Origin of the sequence: Flavobacterium sp. NPDC079362, from assembly GCF_050267765.1 — a bacterium.
GTDB classification, from domain to species: domain Bacteria; phylum Bacteroidota; class Bacteroidia; order Flavobacteriales; family Flavobacteriaceae; genus Flavobacterium; species Flavobacterium azizsancarii.
In genome coordinates, this window is the sequence record NZ_JBNNFM010000008.1 from 50,909 (window position 1) to 76,677 (window position 25,769).

Sequence of the window (25,769 nt, forward strand, 5' to 3'; positions counted from 1 at the left end):
AAGTGACACTAACACCGGTAACCGTACCAACAGGTTTAACCCTTAACACAGACGGAACCGTAACAGTAGCACCAAACACCCCGGCAGGCGAATACAATTTAACATACAAAATATGCGAAGTAACCAATCCGGACAATTGCGATCAGGTAACTTCAATTATCGTAGTTAGTGCTGCAGAAATAAAAGCGGTAGCTGAAACTACAATAGAAATCAATGGAAATGTTGGCGGTAAAACCCCAGCCTTAACATCGAATGACACCTTAAACGGAGTTGCTGTAGTAATAGGAACGAATCCTGGAAACATAATCCTTACAGGAGTAACCGTACCAGCAGGTTTCACCTTAAATGCAGACGGAACAGTAACGATAGCTCCAAATATACCGGTAGGTAATTATAACCTGACTTATAGTATTTGTGAAGTAACCAATCCAACAAATTGTGATCAGGTAACTTCAGTAATTGTAGTGGGGCAGTCAGCAATCAAAGCTCTAACAGAGAACACTCTTCCTATTAATGGAAGCATTGGAGGAACAACATTACCATTAATAAATAATGTTACATTAAACGGAAATTCAGCTGTTATTAAGAATAGTAATGGAGGAATAGTCCTGACAGTTGTAAAAGTTCCAACAGGATTAACTTTAAATCCGGACGGAACGGTAACAGTAAAACCAGGAACTCCAATAGGAAACTATGAGATTGAATATACTATTTGCGAATATTTAAATCCTGCAAATTGTGTTACTGTAAAAAGTTATGTTCCTGTAACGGGAGCAGTTTTACAGGCGAATAATGATAATGCAGGAACTGTAGATACTAATAAAGGACACAGTTCAACAACAAGTATATTTGATAATGATAGTATAAACGGATCAGTAATTAATCTTGCAGATGTTATTTTGACTACTGTTGTTTCGAATCCTAACTTAACTTTAAAGGCAGACGGAACAATCGAAATAAAGTCTGGAACGCCAACTGGAAATTATGAATTGACGTATCAGATTTGTGAAGTCTTAAATCCATCTAATTGTAGTCAGGCAGTTGCGAAGATTTCGGTAATAAATACTCCGCCAATCACGCCATTGATACAGCTTATCATTAATAATGATGGATTAGTAAATGTTGACGGAATAAATGGTTCACTTGAGTTTATCAATGTTTTAGACAATGATTTATTAAAAGGTTTACCAATAAATCCTGCAGATGTGAATTTAAGTATGTCGCAAAGTGCATACTTCGAATTAAATCAGGACGGAACTGTAAATGTGAAACCAAATACTCCGGGAGGAAATTACACATTAACCTACCAGGTTTGTGAAAAAGCAAATCCAACTAATTGTGGAATGGCAACGTTAAGTGTTTTTGTAGAATTCCCTGCCATTGCGATTATCAAAACAGCAGTGTTTAATGATGAAAACAATAACGGAGTTGCAAATGCAGGTGAGACAATTACATATAAATTTAAAGTAACAAACACAGGAAATGTTTCATTGACGGGAGTTATGATTTCAGATCCTTTACCAGGTGTTGTAGTTTCAGGACTAGCGATAAATTTAGGTGTAAACGAATCAGATGAATACAACTTTACAGCTACTTACAAGATTACGCAAAATGATATTAATAAAGGTAGCGTAAGCAATCAGGCAAGTGTTCAGGCACGAAGCAATAAAGGAGTTGTTGTAGATGACTTGTCAGATGATGGCAGTAATACAGGAGATAAACCTACAGTCTTAGACTTACATGGTTGTGTGATAAAAGTCTTTAATGCATTCTCTCCAAACGGAGACGAAAAGAATAAGAGATTCTATATCCAGGGATTAGAATGTTATCCTGATAATACGGTAGAAATTTACAACCGTTGGGGTATTTTAGTTTACGATGTAGACAATTACAACAACGAAGACCGTGCTTTTGTAGGTTACTCTCAAGGACGTACAACAGTAAAACAGTCTGAAGGATTGCCGGAAGGAACTTATTTCTATATTCTAAAATACAAAGACAGCAGTTCAGGCTCGCACCAGCTTTCAGGTTATTTATATATCAACAAATAAAAAAATACAAGCGGCTTAGTTATTAGCTAAGCCGCTTTTTAAAAGCCCTTTTAATGAAAAAGATAGTTTTAATTTTCATGTTTTTTACCGTTGTGTGTTCAGCGCAGCAAGATTCTCAATACACACAATATATGTACAATACCATTACGATCAATCCGGCTTATGCGGGTTCACGTGGTGCATTAAGTGTTTTTGGGTTATATCGTACACAATGGGTTGGACTTGATGGTGCGCCGGAAACCAGTACGTTCTCGGTAAATACACCTTTAAATAATAGCGATTTAGGACTTGGGGTTTCTTTAGTAAACGATAAAATTGGGCCAACAAACGAAAACACGTTATCTACGGATTTATCATATACTGTTCCAACTTCCGAGACCTTTAAACTTTCCTTCGGAATTAAAGCAACAGCGAATCTTTTTAATCTAGATGTAAATAAATTAACTTTTGAAGATCAGGGCGATCCCCAATTTCAAGATTTAAGAAATAAAATTTCACCCAACATCGGGGCAGGTGTTTACTGGCATTCAGATAAAGCTTATGTAGGATTGTCTATTCCTAATTTTATCGAAACAAACAGATATAGTAATAATGATAATGCTATTTTCAAAGATAAAATAAACTACTATTTCATGGCAGGTTATGTTTTTGATATCGATTATTACGTCAAATTCAAACCGGCAGTATTGACAAAAATGGTACAAGGAGCTCCTTTACAAGTCGATCTTTCGGGTAATTTTATGTTCAATGATAAATTTGTATTAGGACTTGCCTACCGTTGGAGTGCATCGGTAAGTGCGCTGGCAGGTTTTCAGGTATCAGATGGTTTATATATAGGGTATGGTTATGATCATGAAACAACCAAATTAAGAAAATACAATTCCGGATCGCATGAAATTTTCCTGCGTTTTGAATTTTTTAATAATTATAACAGAATTACATCTCCAAGATTCTTCTAAAAAATGATACATGAAAATCAAAAACCTGAATTATACCGCTTTATTTTTACTCTTTTTCCTTAATACAATAGCACAAACAAGTGGTATAAAGTATGCCAATGATCAATACGAGAAATACGCTTATATAGATGCAATAAAAGTTTACGAAAGTGTTGCAAATAAAGGATATAAAGATGAAAAGATGTTTCAGCGTCTTGGTAATTCCTATTATTTTAATGGCGAATTGCTAAAAGCCTTAAAATGGTACAATGAATTGTTTGCCATCAATGAGCAGCAGGATCCTGAATATTTATATAGATATGCACAATGTTTAAAATCTGACGGAAATTATGCTAAAGCAGATACGATTTTAGAAAAATTCAATCAAAAAATAACCACTGATAAAAGAGGAGTTTTATTTGAAGCCAATAAAAATTATTTAGAAGAAATAAAATCTAATTCCGGAAGATTCGAAATTGCCGATGCAGGAATTAATTCGAAACTTTCTGATTACGGAAGCACAATTTATGATAATAAATTAGTATTTACTTCTGCACGTGATACAGGTGGAATCGTAAAGAAAAACTTTAAATGGACAAATAAGTCTTTTACCAACTTATATACAGCCGAATTAGCATCTGATGGAAGTATTGGAATTCCACAGCGTTTTCAGAAAAAAGTAAATACAAAGTTCAATGAGTCAACACCTGTTTTTACAAAAGATGGGCGAACCATGTATTTTACCAGAAACAACTTTTTAGGCGGAAAAAGAGGAAGAGACAAAAATAAAGTTACTTTATTAAAATTATATAAAGCTAATTTGGTTAATGGCGAATGGAAAAACATTGAAGAACTTCCGTTCAGTAGTGATCAGTATAGTGTGGCACATCCTACATTAAGCGTCGATGAAAAAACATTGTATTTTGCATCAGATATGCCGGGAACGTTAGGACAATCAGATTTGTTTAAAGTAAAAATAAATGAGGACGGAACCTTTGGGAAACCCGAAAATTTAGGCGCAACAATAAATACCGAAGGAAGAGAAACATTTCCTTTTATTTCCGGCGATAACGAACTTTATTTTGCCACTGACGGAAGACCAGGATTAGGCGGACTTGATATTTTTGTTTCTAAAATAAATAATGACGGTTCTTTCGAACAAATACAAAATGTTGGTGAACCCATAAATAGTAAACAAGACGATTTTGCTTTTATAATTGACAGTAAAAAAAGAAATGGTTTTTTCTCTTCCAACAGAGATAACGGATTGGGACTTGATGATATTTACCGTTTTACCGAAAAACGAAAACTTAGTTGCGAACAAGAATTAACGGGAACAATTACAGATGCTGAAACAAACACAATTCTTTCAGATACTAAAGTAACTTTGTTAGATGAAAGTTTTAATCCTGTAGCAGAAGTTGTTTCGGACGAAAAAGGAAATTATGTTTTTGCTAATGTAAATTGTGGTAAAAATTATTTTGTCAGAACATCAAAGACTGATTATGAAAGTAAAGAAACTCCAATAACAATTAAAAAATTATCTGGAAAAACAACCTTGCCAATTCAGTTAGAAAAAAGATTTAAAACAATAACGGTAGGAACAGATTTGGCAAAAACACTAGATATTCCTATTATTTATTTCGATTTGGATAAAGCTGTTATAAAGAAAGAATCAGTTTTTCAATTAGAGAAAATCATCGAAATATTAAAACAATATCCAGACCTAAAACTCGATATTCGTTCGCATACAGATAGCCGACAAACAGCAAAATACAATCAGATTTTATCTGATAAAAGAGCAAAGGCAACAATGAAATGGTTAGTAGACAAAGGAATTAATCCTAATAGATTAACATCGAAAGGCTATGGAGAATCACAACTTGTAAATCAATGTTTTGATGGCGTAAAATGTTCAGAAGAAGAACATCAGCAAAACAGAAGAAGTGAGTTTGTGATTACCAATTTGTAATTTTCGTATTGCAATCCTATATTTTGGCTGGACATTCATAAATATCCATTGGTTTGATTTATATTTCTGCTGGACTAAAGTCCAGCTCTAAAATATGTTTTGTTCCTCCGGAACTTGTGCTGTATTTGGTACTAGTTTTTATAAAACACCATTCATAAATATTCATCGGTTTGATTTATATTTCTGCTGGACTAAAGTCCAGCTCTACAATATATTTTGTTCCTCCGGAACTTATGCTGTATTTTAGGCTTGTTTTATAAAACACCATTCATAAATATCCATCGGTTTGGTTTATATTTCTGCTGGACTAAAGTCCAGCTCTACAATATATTTTGTTCCTCCGGAACTTGTGCTGTATTTTAGGCTTGTTTTATAAAACACCATTCATAAATATCCATCGGTTTGATTTATATTTCTGCTGGACTAAAGTCCAGCTCTACAATATATTTTGTTCCTCTGGAACTTATGCTATATTTCAGTTTTGTTTTTATAAAACACTATCCAGAAAGTTCCAAAAGAACAAAGTATATTTCAGGTTCGTTTTATAAAACACCACTCATAAAGAGCCATCGGCTCGATTTATATTGTAGGGCTGGACTTTAGTCCAGTTTACAAAAACACCCCAATATTTTAATTATTCCCAACAACGATTTGATTAATTTCATCTAACAATTCAAATTCATCCAAAGGTAACATTTCCAGCACGGTTTCTAAAATAAGCGAAACATTTATAGGAGATTTATTTGTTTCCGAAATCTTATGTTCTTCATGATCTAATGCCAAAACACACATTTTTAGGAGATTTGTAATCACACAACCAAGCTCATAATAATGAGTTTGTGCTTTTTGAGCTTCTGATTGATTGTCATCCGATTTTGCAGTATTGCAATACGGGGCAATTAATTTTCTGAGATTCTCTAATTTTGTAGTTTCAGTTGTTTCCATGATCGTGTATTTTTAATTCATGCAATTACTGTCTTTTATTTATTATTTTTCACATACTATAATATGTTGATGATTTTTTTTTGTAAAAATCCTACAATAATTTATTTTTTGAAATTAAAAAAAGTCCCATCGGGACGACATATTTATAGAAAAATAAAAAAAAATACAAAATTGAACCCCATCAGGGTGGCATATTTAATTGATTATATATATCGCTCCCCTGGAGCTTTATTCTATATCGTTATAATTTGCTATAAATATGTCGCTCCTCTGGAGCTTTACTTTGCATCGTTATGATTTGTTATAAATATATCGCTCCGCTGGAACTTTATTCAATATCATTATGATTTTCACAAAACCCTCATTTTATTTAGAATAAATCTTCTGACAATCAAAACCCTGCATTTTTCGTAATAACATTATAAAATTCATTCATTTTTTTGAGGTAATATTTCTGAAATATAAAATATTGGTTATTATGTTTAAAATGAATTGATTAAGTTCTAAAAAATCGATTTCGTTGTGGTGTGTATTCATTTTTTTCTAACTTTATAGATCTAAATTTTTTCAGATATGACTGTAAATCAAATACTAAACGCAAAAGGAAAAAATGTTTATTCGGTTCTTTCAACAACAACGGTTTATGAAGCCTTAAAAGTGATGGGAGAGAAAAACATAGGAGCTATTCTTGTTATTGATAATAGCGATTTAAAAGGAATATTATCTGAAAGGGATTATGCCCGAAAAATTGTTTTAAAAGACAAATCTTCAAAAGAAACTTTTGTTCATGAAATTATGGAAAGCAATGTTTTTTCGGTAAACCTTTCAAACAATATCGAGGATTGTATGGAGCTCATGAGTACCAAAAGAATCAGACATCTACCGGTTCTGGAGGACGGAATTGTAGTAGGAATAATTTCTATAAGCGATGTTGTAAAAGCGATTATAGAAATTCAAAAAGACACAATAAATCATTTAAACTCTTATATTTCACAATAAAAGAAATTAATAAAATAAGCTTGATAAAATAGTCCAAATAATAGCGGGCTATTTTTTTTGGGGGTAATAAATGCTATTTTGATAAAAGAAAATAATAAAAATACCCCAATTTAAACCAAGACTTATATCTTTGTAAGCTAGAATAAAAGCTAAAATAAATGAACAAAGAGAGTAAAAGAAGAGAAGCGTTACTGTACCATTCAGAACCAACTCCAGGAAAAATTCAGGTAGTTCCAACAAAAAAATATGCAACCCAAAGAGACTTATCTTTGGCTTATTCGCCAGGAGTTGCAGAACCGTGTTTAGAAATTGCAGCAAACGTAGATGACGTTTACAAATATACAGCAAAAGGAAATTTAGTTGCCGTTATCTCAAACGGTACAGCTGTTTTAGGACTTGGGGATATTGGCCCGGAAGCTTCTAAACCAGTAATGGAAGGAAAAGGTTTATTGTTTAAAATATTCTCTGATATCGATGTTTTTGATATTGAAATTGGAACTAAGGATATTGAAGAATTTATTCAGACCGTAAAAAATATTGCTCCAACCTTTGGAGGAATTAACTTAGAAGATATTAAAGCACCGGAATCTTTCGAAATCGAAAGAAGATTGGTAGAAGAATTGGATATCCCGGTAATGCATGATGATCAGCATGGTACGGCAATTATTTCTTCGGCAGCTTTGATTAATGCGCTTGAATTAGCAGGAAAAAAAGCAGAAAATGTAAAAGTAGTAGTTTCAGGTGCAGGATCTGCAGCAATAGCTTGTACTGATTTATATGTTTTGTTAGGTGTTAAAGTAGAAAATATTTTAATGTTTAATAGTAAAGGACTTTTAACAAAAGACAATCCTTCATTATCAGAACTACAATTGAAATATGCTATAGATGGTCCTAAAATTGATTTGGCCGAAGCCGTAAAAGGTGCAGATGTTTTTATAGGATTATCATCAGGAGATATTTTGTCTGCTGAAATGTTATTGACAATGAAAGAAAACCCGATTGTTTTTGCAATGGCAAATCCAAATCCGGAAATCGATTATAATTTAGCTACAGAAACTCGTAAAGATGTTATTATGGCTACAGGGCGTTCAGACTTTCCTAATCAGGTAAATAACGTTCTTGGTTTTCCATATATTTTTAGAGGAGCATTAGACGTACGAGCTACAAAAATTAACGAAGCGATGAAAATGGCTGCCGTAAAAGCTTTGGCTATTTTGGCAAAAGAGCCAGTTCCAGAACAGGTTAATGTCGCTTACGGAGCAATGAAACTAGGTTTTGGGCAAGAATATATTATCCCTAAACCATTCGATCCAAGATTAATTACAGTAGTAGCGCCGGCAGTTGCAAGAGCAGCTATGGAATCTGGTGTTGCAAAAAATCCTATTACAGACTGGGCAGCTTATGAAGATGCACTTCGCGAACGTATGGGTAACGATAATAAAATGGTGCGTTTGATTACGAATCGTGCAAAAATGGATCCTAAAAGAATCGTTTTTGCTGAGGCAGATCAGTTAAATGTATTAAAAGCAGCACAAATTGTTCATGAAGACGGAATTGGTTTTCCAATTTTATTAGGTAATAAAGAAGTAATTTTAGAATTAAAAGCTGAATTAGGTTTTGATGCTGATTTAGAAATTATTGATCCTAAAACAAACGAAGAAGAAGCAAGACGTAATAGATTTGCTGCTTCATATTGGGACACAAGAGAACGCAGAGGAGTTTCATTACTTGATGCACAAAAATACATGCGCGAAAGAAACTATTTCGCAGCAATGATGGTCAACGAAGGCGAAGCAGACGCTTTGGTTACAGGACATACAAGAAGTTATCCAACGGTTGTAAAACCAATGTTACAATTAATAGAGAAAGCTCCCGGAGCTTCACTTGTTGCAACAGCAAACATGATGATGACTTCTCGTGGACCAATGTTCTTGTCAGATACGGCAATTAATATCAATCCATCAGCCGAAGATCTTGTGAATATTGCGATCATGACAGCAAAAACGGCAAAAATGTTTGGCGTTGAGCCGGTTATTGCAATGGTTTCATTCTCGAACTTTGGTTCATCTACAAGTCCTAGTGCGTCAAAAGTGAGAGAAGCAGTTGCTTTCTTGCATAAAAATCACCCGGAATTAATTGTTGATGGAGAAATTCAGGCAGATTTTGCTTTAAATCAAGAAATGCTTGCAGAGAAATTTCCTTTCTCTAAATTAGCCGGTAAAAAAGTAAATACCCTGATATTCCCTAATTTAGATTCAGCTAATATTACTTATAAACTATTGAAAGAGTTGTATAAAGTAAATTCTATTGGTCCAATTATGATGGGAATGGGTAAACCGGTTCACATTTTTCAATTAGGAGCAAGTGTTGAGGAAATGGTTAATATGGCAGCAATTGCAGTAATTGACGCTCAGGCAAAAGAAAATAAAAAAAATAAACTGGCGAAATAGTATAAATCATTAAGAGGCAAATAATAATGTCGTATTTTTATTGCATTTTTGTTATATTTGGCCTTTATAAAATATACTATGATAGCACATTTGCAAGGGAAATTAGTTGAAAAAAATCCTACAGACGTCATAATTGACTGTGGAGGAGTTGGTTATCAGGTAAATATATCTTTACATACCTTTTCATTAATCCCTAATGCTGAAAATATAAAACTGTATACGCATCTTCTAATCAAGGAAGATGCGCATACTTTATTTGGTTTTGCTGAGAAATCAGAACGCGAAATATTCAGAATGTTATTATCTGTTTCAGGAATTGGAGCCAATATTGCCAGAACAATGTTATCTTCAATAGAACCCAGACAAATTATTAATGCGATTGCATCCGGAGATGTTGGTGTTATACAGTCAATTAAAGGAATTGGAAACAAAACAGCACAAAGAGTTATACTCGATTTGAAGGAAAAAGTGTTAAAGTTGTACGATTTAGATGAAGTTTCGGTAGTTCAAAACAATACAAATCGAGATGAAGCGTTATCTGCTTTGGAAGTTTTAGGTTTTGTTAGAAAAACTTCAGAAAAAGTAGTAGAAAAAATAGTAAAAGAAGATCCGGAAGCTACTGTTGAAACAATCATCAAAAAAGCGTTAAAAAGCCTATAAACTCAATTTTATATCAAGAATTGTATGCGTAAAATTTGTATTTTTTTACTGTTTTTATTTTGCGGTAATGTTTTGCGTGCGCAAGTAAATCCGACAGTTAAAGATACAACTAAGACTCAATTCTCAGTTGGTAAAGTAGAGATAGACAATCCGCCAAGTATACTTTCTGCTTACAGATATGATCCCATTACAGATCGATATATTTATACCAGTTCTGTTAATGGCTTCTCAATCAATTATCCTATTATATTAACCCCTAAAGAATACGAAGATTTAGTCCTGAAAGAATCCAGAAGAGATTACTTCAGAAAGAAATCAGACGCAATCGATGGTAAAAAAATAGGAAGCGAAGCCGCAAAAAAAGATTTATTACCTCGATATTATATTAATTCAGGTCTTTTTGAAAGTATTTTCGGGAGTAATACAATCGATGTAAAGCCCACAGGATCAGTAGAGATGGATTTGGGAGTTCGATATACCAAACAAGATAATCCTTCTTTCTCTCCAAGAAACAGGTCAAGTATGACCTTCGATTTTGATCAGCGAATCAGTATGAGTCTTATGGGAAAAGTAGGAACCAGATTAGAGGTAAATGCTAATTATGATACCCAGTCTACATTTGCTTTTCAGAATTTATTTAAACTGGCATACACCCCTTCAGAAGATGATATTATTCAAAAAGTAGAAGTTGGTAACGTCAGCATGCCATTAAATAGTACGCTTATTCGTGGTGCTCAAAGTTTGTTTGGGGTCAAGACACAACTCCAGTTTGGTAAGACAACAGTTACCGGAGTTTTCTCAGAACAGAAGTCGCAAACCAAGAGTATAGTTGCAGAAGGTGGAGGAACAGTTCAAAACTTTGATTTGTATGCTTTAGACTATGATAATGACAGGCACTTTTTCTTATCACAATATTTTAGAAATAAATATGATGCTTCGTTAACTAAATATCCATTTATTGATAGCCGTGTTCAGATAACAAGAATAGAAGTTTGGGTAACCAATAAACAAAACAGAGTAAGCACAAACAATAATAATCTTAGAAATATTATTGCACTTCAGGATTTAGGTGAAGGACAAGTTACAGGTATTCCTGATAATCAGGTTGTAGTTATTAGTTCTACTGCAGGTTTTTTTAATAATCCTATCGATTCACCAACAGATAATAAGAATAATAAATACGATCCGGCTACAATTGGTCAGGCAGGAGCTTTCTTAAATTCAAACATTAGAGAAATTGTAACTGCAAAATCAGGATTTAATAATCCTAATACGAGCGAAGCCACAGATTATTCCGTACTTGAGAATGCAAGAAAATTAACGGCAAACGAATTTACTTTTAATGCACAATTAGGATATATCTCGTTGCAGCAGCGTTTAGCAAATGATGAGATTCTGGCAGTAGCTTTCGAGTATACCGTTGGGGGTAAAGTGTATCAGGTAGGAGAATTTGGTAGTGATGGAGTTGACGGTACCGTGGTTACCGGAAATAATAATGCAAATCAGGCTATTATTACACAAAGTTTAGTTCTGAAAATGCTGAAAAGTAATTTGACAAATGTTCAAAATCCGGTTTGGAACCTGATGATGAAAAACGTTTATCAAATTCCTCAGGCATATCAAATCAAACAAGATGACTTTAGATTAAACATACTTTATACAGATCCTTCGCCAATAAATTATATTACGCCCGTTCAGGGAACTACCTTCCCCACGAACCCAACGCCGGACAATAAAGTCGATCAGACACCATTATTAAATGTATTCAATTTAGATCGACTCAATTATAATAATGATCCGCAAACTGGCGGAGATGGTTTCTTTGATTATATTCCCGGTATAACGGTAGATGTTCAAAATGGCCGAATTATTTTTACCACCAAAGAACCTTTTGGAGAGCTTTTATTTAAAAAATTACAAAATACAGGTTCAGGCGAAAACTATGACGACGCCAATTCATACAATGCCAATCAGCAAAAATATGTTTTTAGAAACATGTATCGCAACACGCAATCTGGAGCATTGCAGGATAGTGATAAAAATAAATTCTTATTAAGAGGTAAATACAAATCATCAGGTAGCAACGGTATTCCAATTGGGGCATTCAATGTGCCGCAGGGTTCTGTTGTGGTTATGGCTGCCGGACGAAGATTGGTAGAAGGTATCGATTATAGTGTCGATTATCAATTAGGCCGTGTTCAGATTTTAGATCCTTCGCTTCAGGCATCGAATACACCAATTGAAGTTTCGTTAGAAAACAACTCCATTTTTGGTCAGCAAACCCGTAGATTTATGGGTTTCAATATTGAACATAAAATTTCTGATAATTTTGTTATTGGTGGTACTTATCTAAAAATGACAGAAAAACCATTTACTCAAAAATCGAGTTATGGACAGGAATCAGTAAACAATACAATCTTTGGTTTTAATGGAAATTACTCTACAGAAGTTCCATTTTTTACCAGATTAGTAAATAAGTTACCTAATATTGATACAGATGTTCCGTCGAATCTTTCTATTCGAGGAGAAGTAGCGTTTTTAAGACCTGATGCACCAAAAGCAAGTGATTTTGAAGGAGAAGCAACCATATATGTAGATGATTTCGAGGGATCACAATCGACAATCGATATGCGCTCTGCTTATGCTTGGAGTTTAGCTTCTACGCCATTTGTGAATTCTATAAATGACAATACTTTTAATGCAAATTCAAATACATTAGAGTATGGTTATAAACGAGCAAAATTATCCTGGTATACTATTGACCCAATATTTTATTCTTCGAAACCATCCGGAATTTCAAATGATGATTTGTCATTAAATACAACCAGAAGAATTTATAGTAGAGAGTTATATCCTAATACAGATATTGCCCAAGGACAAATTCAGGTAATCAATACACTTGATTTAACTTATTATCCATCTGATAGAGGACCATATAATAATAATCCAAATTTTGGTACGAACCCTGCAAATTCTAATTTTGGGGGAATCATGAGAGCTTTAAATTCAACAAATTTTGAGCAGGGAAATGTCGAATATATTCAGTTTTGGGTTTTAGATCCTTATGTTGGTAATTCGCAGGCACCAACGGGTAATACAGGAAAAATATATTTCAATTTAGGTGAAATTTCTGAAGATGTATTAAAAGACGGAAGAAAACAATACGAAAACGGATTAGGGCCAGGACAGATAATGGTAAATCCGCAACCACTTTGGGGAGATGTTCCGGCATCGCAATCCCTGATTTATGCTTTTGATACAAACCCGGAAAACCGTAGAAACCAAGATGTTGGTTTAGATGGTTTGCCAAGTTCAAAAGAAGGTTCGGTATATACTAATTATGCCGGAGAAAAAGATCCTGCAGCAGATGATTACATCTATTATTTAAATACCGATGGAGGAGTATTAGATCGTTATAAAAACTATAATGGTACAGAAAACAACTCAGCTGTAAGTATCGATGATCCTAATCGTGGTTCGACAACTTTGCCGGATGTAGAAGATATTAACCGTGATAATACAATGAGCACAATCAATGCTTATTATGAATATAGTATCGATGTAAAACCTGGAATGCAGGTTGGTCAAAATTTCATTACAGATATCCGCGAGGTAAGTAATGTCGAATTGCCTAATGGGGGAACAACAACAGCCAGATGGATTCAGTTTAAAATTCCGGTTTCACAACCTCAAAATACAATTGGTAATATTACAGATTTCAGATCGATTCGATTCATGCGTATGTTCATGACCGGTTTTAATAACCAAATGACAGTTCGTTTTGGAGCGCTGGATTTAGTACGAGGAGAGTGGAGAAGGTATACAGGAACGTTGGATGCAAATGATACAAATCCGGATGACGATGGTACTGAGTTTGATGTTTCGGCGGTTAATATTCAGGAAAACAGTACAAAATGTCCTGTAAATTATGTAATGCCTCCGGGAGTTCAAAGAGAACAATTGTACAACAACAATACCATCATCAATCAAAATGAGCAAGCATTAGCAGTGCGTATTGGTGGGGCAGGTTTACAGTATCAGGATTCAAGAGCAGTTTTTAAAAATGTAAGTGTTGATATGCGTCAGTACAAAAAATTAAAAATGTACCTGCACGCAGAATCTTTGCCTAACGAAAATAGTTTGCAAGATGATGAAATGATTGGTTTTATTCGTTTTGGAAATGACTTTACACAAAACTTTTATCAGGTCGAAATTCCATTAAAAGTAACCAGAACAGGAGGGTCTTGTGCAATAAGTCCTGATCAGGTCTGGATGGAAGATAATAATATCGATTTGGTTCTGGAATTATTGACCAGAATGAAAATTAAAGCCATGAGTATTGATATCAACTCTAATAAGCGAGACATTAACGGAATCTATTATCCGGACGATGATTTAAGTATAGGCGGAGGCGATGGCGATAGTAAATTAAGATTAGGTATAAAAGGAAATCCTAATTTTGGTTTAGTTCGAAATCTAATGGTTGGGGTAAAAAGCAGGGCAGATCACAAAAGCATTAAAGGAGAGGTTTGGTTCAATGAGCTTCGTTTGGCAGATTTAGAGAATAAAGGCGGAATGGCGGCAATATTGAATATTGATACCAATATGGCAGATTTTGCTACAGTTTCTGCTACCGGTAGAAAAAGTACAATTGGTTTTGGGTCTTTAGAGCAAGGCGCAAACGAGAGAGATCGTGAAGATATTCAGCAATATAATATTGTGACCAATCTTAATTTGGGTAAATTATTACCTCCAAAATGGGGAATCAACTTACCTTTTAATTATGCGATTGGTGAAGAAGTAATTACACCGGAATATGATCCTTTTAATCAGGATATCAAATTAGATCAGTTATTAAGAGAAACTACAGATCCGGCAGAAAAAGAAAATATCAGAACACGTGCTGTCGATTATACAAAACGAAGAAGTATTAACTTTATCGGAGTAAGAAAAGACAGAGCGCCCGAGCAAAAACCACACGTGTATGATGTCGAAAATTTAACATTTTCACAATCGTATAATCAGGTAGAACGACATGATTATGAGGTCGAAAGTTATCTGGATGAACAATCGAATACAGCAGTGAATTATGCCTATACTTTTCAGCCAAAAGAAATAGTTCCTTTTAAGCAGACCAAATTCATGAAAAAAAGTGATTATTGGAAGATGTTGAGTGACTTTAATTTTAATTACTTACCGTCTAATATCTCTTTTAATACTAATATTTTAAGACAAAGTAACCGTCAGCAATTTAGAGAAGTTGAAGTTCAGGGAATTGGTCTGGATCCTTTATACAGAAGAAATTTTGCATTTAATTATCAATATGGTTTCGGTTATAATTTGACAAAATCATTAAAATTAAATTACACGGCAGCATCAAATAATATCGTTCGAAACTTTTTGAATGATGATAATTCGCCAAAGCAGGATTTTAATATCTGGGATGATTATTTAGATATAGGAACGCCAAATCAACACTTACAGCAATTGGTTTTGAATTATGATATTCCAATCAATAAGATTCCTGTTTTTGGATTCGTAAAAGCATCGTATTCTTATACTGCAGATTATAGCTGGCAGCGTTCATCAACAGCATTCTCTGAGTATGTTGACCCTAGTGGTAATCAGTTCGATTTAGGAAATACCATTCAGAATGCGAATTCGAATACGCTGACTACAACTTTTAGTATGAATACGCTGTATAAATATTTAGGATTAACACCTGGTGCAAAATCAGGAGCCAAGCCTAAACTAACGGCGCCGCCTAAACCAGGAGAAAAAATTGTAAATACAGCGAAACCTGTTACAAGCAGTAGTCCGTTTTATGATGGTATGATTGGAATCTTAACCAGTGTAAAAAACATTCAGGTTAATTATACTAAAAATAGCGGAACCGTTTTACCGGGTTATACGCCAAGTGTTGGTTTCTTTGGAACATCAAGACCAACTTTAGGATTTATTTTTGGAAGTCAGGATGATGTACGTTACGAAGCGGCTAAAAGAGGATGGTTGACAGATTATCAGGATTTTAATCAAAGCTTTACTCAGGTAACTAACAAGCTTTTGAAAGTTACGGCAAATATTGACTTATTGCCTGATTTAAAGATTGATTTAGCGATGGATCGTGCGTATTCTGAAAATTCATCAGAGCAGTTTAGTGTTGTAAACGGAGAATATTTGCCTTTGTCTCCTTATACTTATGGAATGTTCTCGATTTCGACAGTTTTAATCAAAACGGCATTCTCTACCAGCAGCGCAACTGAGTCAGCGGCATTTGATGATTTTAGAAACAATCGTTTGATTATTGCAGATCGTCTGGCAGGAGAGCATTATGGAGGAGCGGATATTCCGAGATATGGAGATGTAAATAATCCTATTCCGGCAGAAACAGATCCTAATTATAAAGTATATGTAGCGAATCAAGGATATCCAATAGGATTTACAAAAAGCAATCAGGCTGTTTTATTGCCAGCATTTTTGGCAGCTTATTCAGGAGGAAATGCTTCAAGCAGTTCGACGGATATTTTTAAAAGTTTTCCTATTCCAAACTGGAGTATAAAATACAATGGTCTGATGCGCTATAAATTTTTCAAGGATAAATTCAAGCGTTTCTCATTGCAGCATAATTACAGAGCATCTTATACGATAAATCAATTTAGGTCGAATTTTGATTTTACTGAAAAACCAAACGGTCAAGATGTAAATACCAATTTCTATAATAAGACTATTATGTCCAATGTCAATTTGGTAGAGCAGTTTAGTCCGCTTATCCGTGTAGATTTTGAATTAAAAGGTTCTTTAAGAATACTTACAGAAATCAAAAAAGACAGGGCATTATCAATGAGTTTTGATAATAATCTATTGACAGAAGTAAAAGGCATGGAGTATATAGTAGGTATGGGATATCGTTTTAAGGATGTTATTTTCTCATCAAGACTGGCAGATAGTCCAACCGGAATTATAAAAAGTGATATCAATATTAAAGCTGACTTTTCTCTTAGAAAGAATGAAACACTCGTACGTTATTTAGATTATGATAACAATCAACTGGCGGCGGGTCAGAATATATGGGCATTAAAATTAACTGCTGATTATTCGTTTAGTAAAAACCTAACGGCTATATTCTATTACGATCATTCGTTCTCTAAAGCTGTAATTTCGACATCATTTCCTTTAACGAACATCAGGTCAGGATTTACACTTCGATATAATTTCGGAAATTAATTTTTTTAGTTTCTAAACAGGATTTCATTAGAAGATTGTTACATTTGTGGCTTAATTATTAAATTATCAATTTACAAACATAGTATTATGAGCATACCAGCAAATTTAAAGTACACAAAAGATCACGAATGGGTTAGCATCGAAGGAGATGTTGCAACTGTAGGAATTACTCATTTTGCACAAAAAGAGTTAGGAGATATCGTGTATGTTGAAGTAGAAACTTTAGATCAGACACTTGATAAAGATGAAGTTTTTGGAACAGTTGAAGCTGTAAAAACAGTATCTGATTTATTTTTGCCTTTAACAGGAGAAATTATTGCTTTTAATGAGAGCTTGGAAAGTGCACCTGAAACAGTAAATTCTGATCCTTACGGAGCTGGATGGATGATCAAAATAAAAATTGCAGATGCATCAGAAATAGATGGTTTGTTATCTGATGAAGCTTACAAACAACTTATCGGTGCCTAAACAATTATTATTACTCTGGGCTCTGATTTGCTCAGGTGTTATTACTTATTTTTGTTTAACAGATGCAAGTAATATTCCTGCTGTAAATTTTCCGAGCATAGATAAAATTGTACATTTTTGTTTTCATTTTGGATTTACAATTTCATGGATTTTGTTTTTCAAAAAAGAACTTAAAGGAAAAGCGCCTGATGATTATAAAGCCTATTTGATTTCGTTTATATTTTCTGTTTTTTTCGGAATTACAATCGAAATTTTACAAAGTGTGCTGACAACTACAAGAGCTGCTGATGTGACGGATATTTTAGCAAATGCGCTTGGAGCTTTATTTGGTGTTTTTGCAGCAATAGCTTTTAAGAAGCAAATCGATAAAATATAAAAAAAATAATGACCCACTTCGGTGGGTTTTTTATTGTCTGAAAATCAAGGTTTGAAAAGTGTATTTTCTTATGTATTTAAAATGTATTTTTGTTTCAATTCTATATAATCATGAACGTTAAACAATATTTAGATTCGACCTATTTAAAAACTGCCTCGCAAGCCGGACTTTCAGAAGCAGAAAATGATATTGTAGTCAAAAATGCAATCGAAGAAGCAATTCTTGAAAGTTTTAAGCTAATCATGATCCGACCGGAACATGTAGCTTTGGCTAAAGAAATGATTTCGAATGCAAATTCGGGCGTGCTTGTTGGTACCGTAATAGATTTTCCGGAAGGCAAATCGAGTTTAGAGAATAAAATCAAAGAAGCAAATAAAGCAATCGAAGATGGTGCAGACGATTTGGATTTTGTTTGCAATTATGAAGCTTTCAAAAACGGAGATATTGCTTTAGTAAAGCAGGAAATTTTAATTGGAACCCAAATTGGTCTCGCAAACAATAAAACGGTAAAATGGATTATTGAAGTAGCGGCTCTTACTGATAAAGAAATTATCCAGCTTTCGGCATTAATAAAAAATGTTGTGATCTCAAATTTTAAAGAAGAAGATTATGCTTCTGTTTTTGTAAAATCATCGACAGGTTTTTATAAAACCGAAAATGATTTACCAAACGGAGCTACCATCCCAACCATAATAATGATGTTAGAAAATGCATCGCCATTACCGGTAAAAGCTGCAGGAGGAGTTCGCTCTTATGAAGACGCAGTTGAGATGATTCGTTTAGGCGTTAAGCGCATCGGAACGTCGGCTGCAAAAGCCATAGCAAACGGAGAAAATACTGCAAATCAATATTAAGTGTAAATCTGCGTTTGTACCTAAAAAGTGTAATAAACCTGGATTTGATAATCAATTGAATATTCCTGTCTTTGTGTACTTGTTTTAATAAGATTTTTCGAAATAATTGTGTTAAAGATTTGCAACACCTCGATTTATAAAGGTTTTATTGAAAAAAATCTAATTTTATAGGTCAGTATTCTACAATCTAATTTGTACATTTGCACCACTCAAAAAAAACATACAAACAAATACCGTATTGAACGCTACTAAACATACATTTTCACTAAAATCAATATTCAACGATTTCAAAGAGATTACAAAGGCTGGTTTAGCGATCAGTGTATTGTTTTCTTCAATTGCTGGTTACTTGTTAGGTGTAAATGCTGAAAATCCTTTTAAATGGAGTGTTTTGGCTGTTTTGATGATTGGTGGATATTGTATGGTAGGGGCTTCAAATGCCTTCAATCAGGTAATCGAAAAAGATATCGATTTATTGATGGATCGTACTAAAAATCGTCCCGTTCCTTCAGGGCGAATGTCTCCAAAAGTAGCTTTGTCAGTAGCAAGTTTGCTTACTATTATAGGTATTGCATTATTGTATACTATCAATGCTAAATCAGCAATGTTTGCGGCGATTTCAATATTTTTATACACGAGTATTTATACACCTTTAAAAACAGTAACTTCGTTGTCAGTTTTTGTAGGAGCTTTTCCGGGAGCAATTCCGTTTATGTTAGGTTGGGTTGCGGCAACAGGAGAATTTGGTATCGAAGCGGGAACACTTTTTTTAATTCAGTTTTTCTGGCAATTTCCTCATTTTTGGGCAATCGGTTGGTTTTTATATGACGATTATGCAAAAGCAGGAATCTTTATGCTGCCAACAGGAAAAAAAGACAGAAAGACTGCTTTGCAGATTATTTTATATACGGTTTGGCTTATCATAGCGTCATTATTGCCTTCTTTAGGATTTACAGGGCAATTGTTTATTACGCCAATTGCAGCGATTATTGTGTTTTTGTTAGGATTGTGGATGTTGTTTTATGCAGTGCGTTTGTACAAATTACGAACAGCAAAAGCAGCAAGAACATTGATGCTGGTAAGTGTTTCGTATATTTCGTTACTGCAAATAGTATTTATAGTAGATAAATTTTTAAGATAGTTATGGAAATGACAATGACAATGACACAAGGTGAAGAGCAATTAAGAAAAGCAAAATCGGCTAAATTGATTTTGTTATTTGCAATGGTAAGCATGACAATGATGTTTGCCGGACTTACAAGCGCATTTGTAGTGAGTAAATCCAGGGCCGATTGGTTGAAGAATTTTGAATTACCAACTGCTTTTTATTACAGTACAGCAGTAATTATTGGTTGTAGTGTTACTTTTTATCTGGCAAAAAAAGCCATTCAAAAAGACAATAGAACTGCAACAACAGCGTTTCTTTTAGGAACATTGGCTTTAGGTGTTTTGTTTATCGTTTTACAGTTTGTAGGTTTTGGACAAATTGTAAAAAGCGGTTATTATTTTACAGGAGAAGGTAGTTCAATTACTACAACTTTTCTTTATGTAGTTACCGTAACTCACTTATTACACTTGGCTGGAGGGTTGATTTCACTTTTAATTATAATTTATAATCATTTTAAACAAAAATACAATTCGACTCAAACTCTTGGTATAGAACTAGGTGCGATGTATTGGCACTTTTTGGATTTATTATGGGTATATTTATTTTTATTTTTATATTTCTTTAAATAAGAAAAAAACGTAAATTTGGGAACTTTTTAACGAATATCTTTTATGGAAGCGACAGTTACTACTGCAAACAACGAAAAAACTTGGGGAGGCGGCAATGAGCCATTAGGAGCAAGTTATGGTAAAATGATGATGTGGTTTTTTATCGTATCAGATGCCCTGACATTCTCTGGATTTCTGGCAGCTTATGGTTTTTCTAGATTTAAATTTATCGAAACCTGGCCTTTGGCTGATGAAGTGTTTACTCACTTCCCATTTATGCACGGTGTTTCGGCTCCGATGTATTATGTAGCCTTAATGACTTTTATTTTGATTTTCTCATCTGTAACAATGGTTTTAGCTGTTGATGCTGGTCATCAATTAAAGAAAACAAAGGTTGCAATCTATATGTTCTTAACAATTATTGGAGGTATGATTTTCGTTGGTTCTCAGGCATGGGAATGGAAAAACTTCATTAAAGGTGAATATGGAGCTATTGAAACAGTAGGTGGGAGCTTATTGCAGTTTGTTGATAAGGATGGTAAAAGAGTAGCGCTTGCAGATTTTGCTGTAACACTGCCAAACCAACCGGAAGAACTTACAAGAGCAAAAGGAAAATGGTTTATGGAAAGTGCTGAAACAGTGCCAACATATTCAGTAGCTGATATTCAGGCTGGTTTTAAAGCACACCCTGAATTATTGATAAGAACAGAGCATCTTACAGCTGAAAAGAAAAAAACAGTTTTGTCAAGAGAAGAATCTGAAGCTCGTTTAAGTACAGCAAAATATGTTGTAGAAGGTGCAAACCTGACAAGAAACGAATACGGAAGTAAATTGTTTGCTGATTTCTTTTTCTTTATTACAGGATTCCACGGATTTCACGTAATTTCAGGAATTATCATTAATATCATTATTTTCTTTAATGTATTATTAGGTACTTACGAAAAAAGAAGAAGCTACGAAATGGTAGAGAAAGTTGGTTTATACTGGCACTTTGTCGATTTAGTTTGGGTATTTGTATTTACAGTTTTCTACTTAGTTTAATTTTTAAGATTTATCATTATGTCACACGATCACGAATACGTATCAAATACAAAAAGAATCTGGTTTGTTTTTGCTCTATTATCAGCAGTAACTACAGTAGAAGTTATTTTGGGTATTATTAAACCTGGATTTCTTGAATTCAATCATTTTGTAGGTTTGAATTTGTTGAACTGGATATTTTATATCTTAACAATATTCAAAGCATATTATATAGTATGGGCATTTATGCACATGGAAGGTGAAAAAAGCAGCCTTAGATGGTCAGTTGTTTCACCAGTTATTTTCCTAGTTTTATATTTATTGTTTATTCTGCTAACAGAAGGACATTATATTTATGGGGTTTTTAAAGATTCTACTATTAAATGGAATTTTTAACATGATATTAATTCGAAAAGAGGCTCCGTTTAACGGAGCTTTTTTTATTTTTGTACCTCAATAATTTCCGTTAATACAATGAAAAAAAATATAGTTCTCTTTGTACTTTTTGTTTTGCCAATTGTAGCCTATTTGTTTTTTGCTTCAGGTGTAAATAGTTTTACTAAACTTCCAACAATCACTCCTAAAATTGCCGACTTTGGTAATTGGAAATCCCTTAAAGGAGAAAAAGTAACTTTAAATAATAAAATTACTATTCTTGGTTTTTCAGGAACTGAGATTTTAAAAAACAGAGGAAATTTTTTCAATCTAAATGAGAAAATCTATCAGCGTTATAATGGTTTTACAGATTTGCAATTTGTAGTGGTTTGCCCTTTAGGAACTGAAAAAGATGCTGAGAAAATTTTAGAATCATTAGGTGCTTTTACAGATGTTTCAGGTTGGCATTTTGTTTTTGCTTCTCCGGAAGAAATCAGCGTGTTTTATGATCAATTGCATCTTAGAGAAAAATTAGATAAGAATCTTGGAACTTCGAATGTTTACATCGTTGATAAAGAAAGAAATTTAAGAGGACGAAAAGATAAAGATGAATACAAGGAAGGATACAATACTTTTCATCCGTCAGAATTAAGCAACGAAATGTTAGATGATTTTAAAATCATTTTATATGAATATCGCGCAGCTTTGAAAAAGAATCACAACGCAACAAAAGAACTTTAATCTTTATATATTATGTTTAAAAATAAATCATATATCGGAATTTCGTTTATTATTTTAATCTTCGGAATTTATGCAGTGCCTAAAATTGTAGACAGAATAAAAAATGGAGATGTCGTTAAAGGAAATCGCTTGGATAATGTTGGATTAAAAAATTCTACAGCAGATGCGAAACTAATAACAATTGGTCCGGCTCCTAAATTTGAATTGACAAATCAGGATAACATTAAAGTTTCTAATGAAACCTATAAAGGAAAAGTGTATGTTTTGGAATTTTTCTTTACAACTTGTCCGTCAATTTGTCCTAAGATGAATTTAAGCATGTTGGAGATTGAGAAAACTTTTTTTGGTAATCCAAATTTCGGTCTTGTTTCTATTACGATCGATCCTAAACATGATACTCCACAGGTTTTAAAAGATCATGCTAAATTATTGGGTGTGAAATCCTCTAACTGGAATTTTCTAACAGGCGATAAAGCAACTATTATGGATTTGTCTAACAAAGGATTTAATCTTTATGCCGGTGAAAATGATAAAGTAAGTGGAGGTTTTGAGCATTCAGGTTTATTTGCCTTAATTGATAAAGACGGAAACATTCGTTGCAGAAAAGATGAATTTGGAAATCCGAATATTTATTATGACGGACTTGACAAAAAAGGAGTTAGGGATATTCAGGAAGATATTAAAATATTATTAGCAGAATAGAAATGGAAGATCATTCATTAGAAAAAAAATACAGCAAGCTTATTGTTGCGGTTTCAATTATTATTCCGGTTGTAGTAGCAATCTTATTCGGAATCAAATTAAAAGATTTTGGTATTAATGTAGAACCACTTTCGTTCCTGCCGCCAATTTATGCTACAACAAATGGTATTACAGCTATAGTTTTAGTTTGGGCGGTAATTGTTGTTAAAAATGGAAAATTAAAGCTTCACGAACGTTTGATGACTTTTGCTATTGCATTGTCAGTTGCTTTTTTAGTAATGTATGTGGCGTATCATATGACTGCAGATTCTACTAAATTTGGTGGAGAAGGCGCGATACGATATGTTTATTTCTTTATTTTAGTAACACATATTTTATTATCGATTGCTATAATTCCATTAGTATTAATAACGTATGTAAGAGCACTTGCAAAACGTTTCGACAGACATAAAAAAATAGCTAAAATAACTTTTCCGCTTTGGTTGTACGTTGCGGTTACAGGCGTTGTAGTTTACTTAATGATTTCTCCTTATTATGCTTAAATTAGAAAACAGAATGAAGAATATAGAAAATAGATTGGAAAATAAGATGGAAGATAGAAGCAGAATAGTGAATTTTTTCTCAACAAAATGCTTCTACGTTCTTTTGACTATTTTCTGTTCTCTTGCAGCAAATGCTCAATGCGCCATGTGTCGTGCAGCGCTTGGAGGAGATTCAAACATAAAAAAAGCAGAAGCAGTAAATAACGGTATAGTTTATTTGATGGTCGTCCCTTATTTGCTTGTAGCAGTAATTGGTTATTTGATTTATAGAATGTACCAGTCAAAAAAGAAAAAAGCAGAATAATTTTATTCTGCTTTTTGTTTTGTTTTATTTCAATCCATCTACGGAAACATTCACAGTTCCGTTTATTTTTATAAAAGCGATAATCGCCTGATTGGTTAGTTGGATCTTATCAAACTGAATGTCTTCCATTTTTCCATTTACAAAAACACCAGGCATTGGAGAGTAGTTTTTAAGATAAGTTGCCATGCTTTTTTTACCTTCCTCTAAATTAGGCTGTATCGAGTAACGACAGCTTTCTTCCATTTTTCTTAGTATGTAACCTTGTCCAAGCCAGCTTGCAGTTCTCATTAATCTGCTTTTTGTATCTAAAACGTAATCAAGTTTTTCGAAATAAATTTCTTTAGTCTGAGGATTGTATTGTGGAAATCCGTTTAAATAAAGAGTTCCGTTTATAGAGCCCAAAACATCAAGCGCAATTACCATTTTTCCGTTTTTATGCCAGATAGATACATTTTTGACCGTTATTTTTTTGGTTCCTGATCCAAATTCCTGTCCGGCAAAATTTTTGGTCATAATTTTCGAAGCATCAATATAAGTTGAAATTGCAGCAATATTAGCCGAAATCTGATTAGGGATTTTAGTAACAGGTTTCAAAATAATTTTACTGGCGCTGAATTTGGATTCCGGTTGTTTGCCTACAATAGTTTCCATATTGCATTTCATTCCCATATCCAATAAAAACGAATCATTTTTAAGCTTTGCGTTTGTAGAATAGATTTCAACAGGAACAATTCGTAACCAGCTTTCATACGTATCGCTCATCTGAAAAGGAGTACAGATTTTTTCTAAAGCCGTTAAAACATTCGGTTTAAAATCCATCGATTTTTCGATCGCTTCATCTATTTTCTTTTCAATCTTAGATTTAAAAATAGAAATTGCCGGATTAACAAGATAAGTTATTGGCATACTTTTTCCAAAGACTAGCATTGTCGGGCTTTCGCTCCAGTCTAATGATTTGAAAGCAGTTTTAGTATTTAATTTCCAGTTCGTCAGCGCTACATCGCTTGATAAAGTAATTACTCCATTCAGGTTAAATTCTCTGACATCATAAAGTTCAACGCCCAATTGTTTAGTACCAATTCTATATTTGATTGTTGCTTTTAATGGCAAAATTGTTTTTATTTTTTTATCCGGATTCGCTGGGTCATTTAGAATTTTTATAGGTGCTTGTTTCCAGATCTTCATTTCGATATCATCGTCCTCGATGTTGTTATCTTCATATATCAAACCATTCAGTAAAGAATTGGTTTGGTTTTCAATATCCCTGAGTTTTATTGTTATGGGTAAATTGATAAACGAAGGATTTGCTTCGTATACTAAAGGACTTGCGTCGTCCGGTTCCGGTTTTAAGGTTTCTAATTTTTGAGATGTAGAACAGCTGCTTATAGCAGTAAGTACCGTGAATAAAGAGATAATTGAAAAAAACTTCATT

General features: G+C 33.6%; 20 protein-coding genes. 18 read left to right on the forward strand and 2 right to left on the reverse strand.

All coding sequences use genetic code 11. From position 1 onward, the window contains the following. The 3 genes from ACQKCJ_RS09560 to ACQKCJ_RS09570 form a co-directional block, all read left to right on the forward strand. On the forward strand, positions 1-2,051 hold a 2,051-nt coding region (locus ACQKCJ_RS09560), incomplete at its 5' end, for a gliding motility-associated C-terminal domain-containing protein (protein WP_427401916.1). Positions 2,052-2,104: 53 nt separating this feature from the next. Continuing rightward, a complete protein-coding gene (locus tag ACQKCJ_RS09565) occupies positions 2,105-3,010 on the forward strand; it encodes a PorP/SprF family type IX secretion system membrane protein (RefSeq protein WP_271336815.1) in 906 nt (301 codons plus the stop codon). 10 nt (positions 3,011-3,020) lie between these two features. Continuing rightward, a complete protein-coding gene (locus tag ACQKCJ_RS09570) occupies positions 3,021-4,961 on the forward strand; it encodes an OmpA family protein (RefSeq protein ID WP_427401917.1) in 1,941 nt (646 codons plus the stop codon). Positions 4,962-5,591: 630 nt separating this feature from the next. Here the strand turns inward: ACQKCJ_RS09570 and ACQKCJ_RS09575 are convergent. Continuing rightward, positions 5,592-5,906, reverse strand: a complete 315-nt coding sequence (locus ACQKCJ_RS09575; protein WP_427401918.1) for a hypothetical protein — start codon at positions 5,904-5,906, stop codon at positions 5,592-5,594. Positions 5,907-6,479: 573 nt separating this feature from the next. On the opposite strand from ACQKCJ_RS09575, the gene ACQKCJ_RS09580 reads away from it, so the two are divergent. The 15 genes from ACQKCJ_RS09580 to ACQKCJ_RS09650 all read left to right on the forward strand — a co-directional run bounded on the left by ACQKCJ_RS09580 (position 6,480) and on the right by ACQKCJ_RS09650 (position 24,337). Further along, positions 6,480-6,905, forward strand: coding sequence for a CBS domain-containing protein (locus tag ACQKCJ_RS09580; RefSeq protein WP_271336812.1), 426 nt, complete (start codon positions 6,480-6,482; stop codon positions 6,903-6,905). A gap of 158 nt (positions 6,906-7,063) precedes the next feature. Then, on the forward strand, positions 7,064-9,355 hold the full coding sequence (locus tag ACQKCJ_RS09585; RefSeq protein WP_427401919.1) for an NADP-dependent malic enzyme: 2,292 nt from the start codon (positions 7,064-7,066) through the stop codon (positions 9,353-9,355). A gap of 78 nt (positions 9,356-9,433) precedes the next feature. After that, entirely contained in the window at positions 9,434-10,015 is a 582-nt protein-coding gene (gene ruvA, locus ACQKCJ_RS09590) for a Holliday junction branch migration protein RuvA (protein ID WP_271336810.1), read from the forward strand. A gap of 24 nt (positions 10,016-10,039) precedes the next feature. After that, positions 10,040-17,239, forward strand: a complete 7,200-nt coding sequence (sprA, locus tag ACQKCJ_RS09595; protein WP_427401920.1) for a cell surface protein SprA — start codon at positions 10,040-10,042, stop codon at positions 17,237-17,239. Positions 17,240-17,326: 87 nt separating this feature from the next. Next, a complete protein-coding gene (gene gcvH / locus ACQKCJ_RS09600; RefSeq protein ID WP_271336808.1) occupies positions 17,327-17,707 on the forward strand; it encodes a glycine cleavage system protein GcvH in 381 nt (126 codons plus the stop codon). Further along, on the forward strand, positions 17,700-18,083 hold the full coding sequence (locus ACQKCJ_RS09605) for a VanZ family protein (RefSeq protein WP_271336807.1): 384 nt from the start codon (positions 17,700-17,702) through the stop codon (positions 18,081-18,083). The genes gcvH and ACQKCJ_RS09605 overlap by 8 nt, the downstream gene beginning before the upstream one ends. 110 nt (positions 18,084-18,193) lie before the next feature. Next, positions 18,194-18,937 carry a deoxyribose-phosphate aldolase gene (gene deoC, locus ACQKCJ_RS09610; RefSeq protein ID WP_427401921.1) on the forward strand — a complete coding sequence of 248 codons (744 nt, stop codon included), beginning with the start codon at positions 18,194-18,196 and terminating at the stop codon, positions 18,935-18,937. Between the two features lie 238 nt (positions 18,938-19,175). Then, positions 19,176-20,078, forward strand: coding sequence for a heme o synthase (gene cyoE, locus ACQKCJ_RS09615; protein WP_427401922.1), 903 nt, complete (start codon positions 19,176-19,178; stop codon positions 20,076-20,078). Positions 20,079-20,086: 8 nt separating this feature from the next. Beyond that, complete coding sequence (locus ACQKCJ_RS09620; protein ID WP_271336817.1) at positions 20,087-20,674, forward strand: cytochrome c oxidase subunit 3; 588 nt, start codon at positions 20,087-20,089, stop codon at positions 20,672-20,674. 42 nt (positions 20,675-20,716) lie between these two features. Beyond that, positions 20,717-21,694 (forward strand): cytochrome c oxidase subunit 3, encoded by a 978-nt coding sequence (locus ACQKCJ_RS09625; RefSeq protein WP_427401923.1) that lies wholly within the window; start codon positions 20,717-20,719, stop codon positions 21,692-21,694. An 18-nt stretch (positions 21,695-21,712) separates the two neighbouring features. Beyond that, a complete protein-coding gene (locus ACQKCJ_RS09630; RefSeq protein WP_271336803.1) occupies positions 21,713-22,069 on the forward strand; it encodes a cytochrome C oxidase subunit IV family protein in 357 nt (118 codons plus the stop codon). Between the two features lie 78 nt (positions 22,070-22,147). Further along, positions 22,148-22,789, forward strand: a complete 642-nt coding sequence (locus ACQKCJ_RS09635) for a hypothetical protein (protein ID WP_271336802.1) — start codon at positions 22,148-22,150, stop codon at positions 22,787-22,789. Between the two features lie 12 nt (positions 22,790-22,801). Then, positions 22,802-23,491 (forward strand): SCO family protein, encoded by a 690-nt coding sequence (locus tag ACQKCJ_RS09640; protein WP_271336801.1) that lies wholly within the window; start codon positions 22,802-22,804, stop codon positions 23,489-23,491. 2 nt (positions 23,492-23,493) lie between these two features. After that, positions 23,494-24,033 carry a DUF420 domain-containing protein gene (locus tag ACQKCJ_RS09645; RefSeq protein WP_427401924.1) on the forward strand — a complete coding sequence of 180 codons (540 nt, stop codon included), beginning with the start codon at positions 23,494-23,496 and terminating at the stop codon, positions 24,031-24,033. A 13-nt stretch (positions 24,034-24,046) separates the two neighbouring features. Beyond that, complete coding sequence (locus ACQKCJ_RS09650; RefSeq protein WP_427401925.1) at positions 24,047-24,337, forward strand: hypothetical protein; 291 nt, start codon at positions 24,047-24,049, stop codon at positions 24,335-24,337. A 24-nt stretch (positions 24,338-24,361) separates the two neighbouring features. On the opposite strand, the gene ACQKCJ_RS09655 is transcribed toward ACQKCJ_RS09650, so the two are convergent. Continuing rightward, positions 24,362-25,768 carry a DUF4403 family protein gene (locus ACQKCJ_RS09655; RefSeq protein ID WP_271336798.1) on the reverse strand — a complete coding sequence of 469 codons (1,407 nt, stop codon included), beginning with the start codon at positions 25,766-25,768 and terminating at the stop codon, positions 24,362-24,364. Position 25,769: the final 1 nt, after the last annotated feature.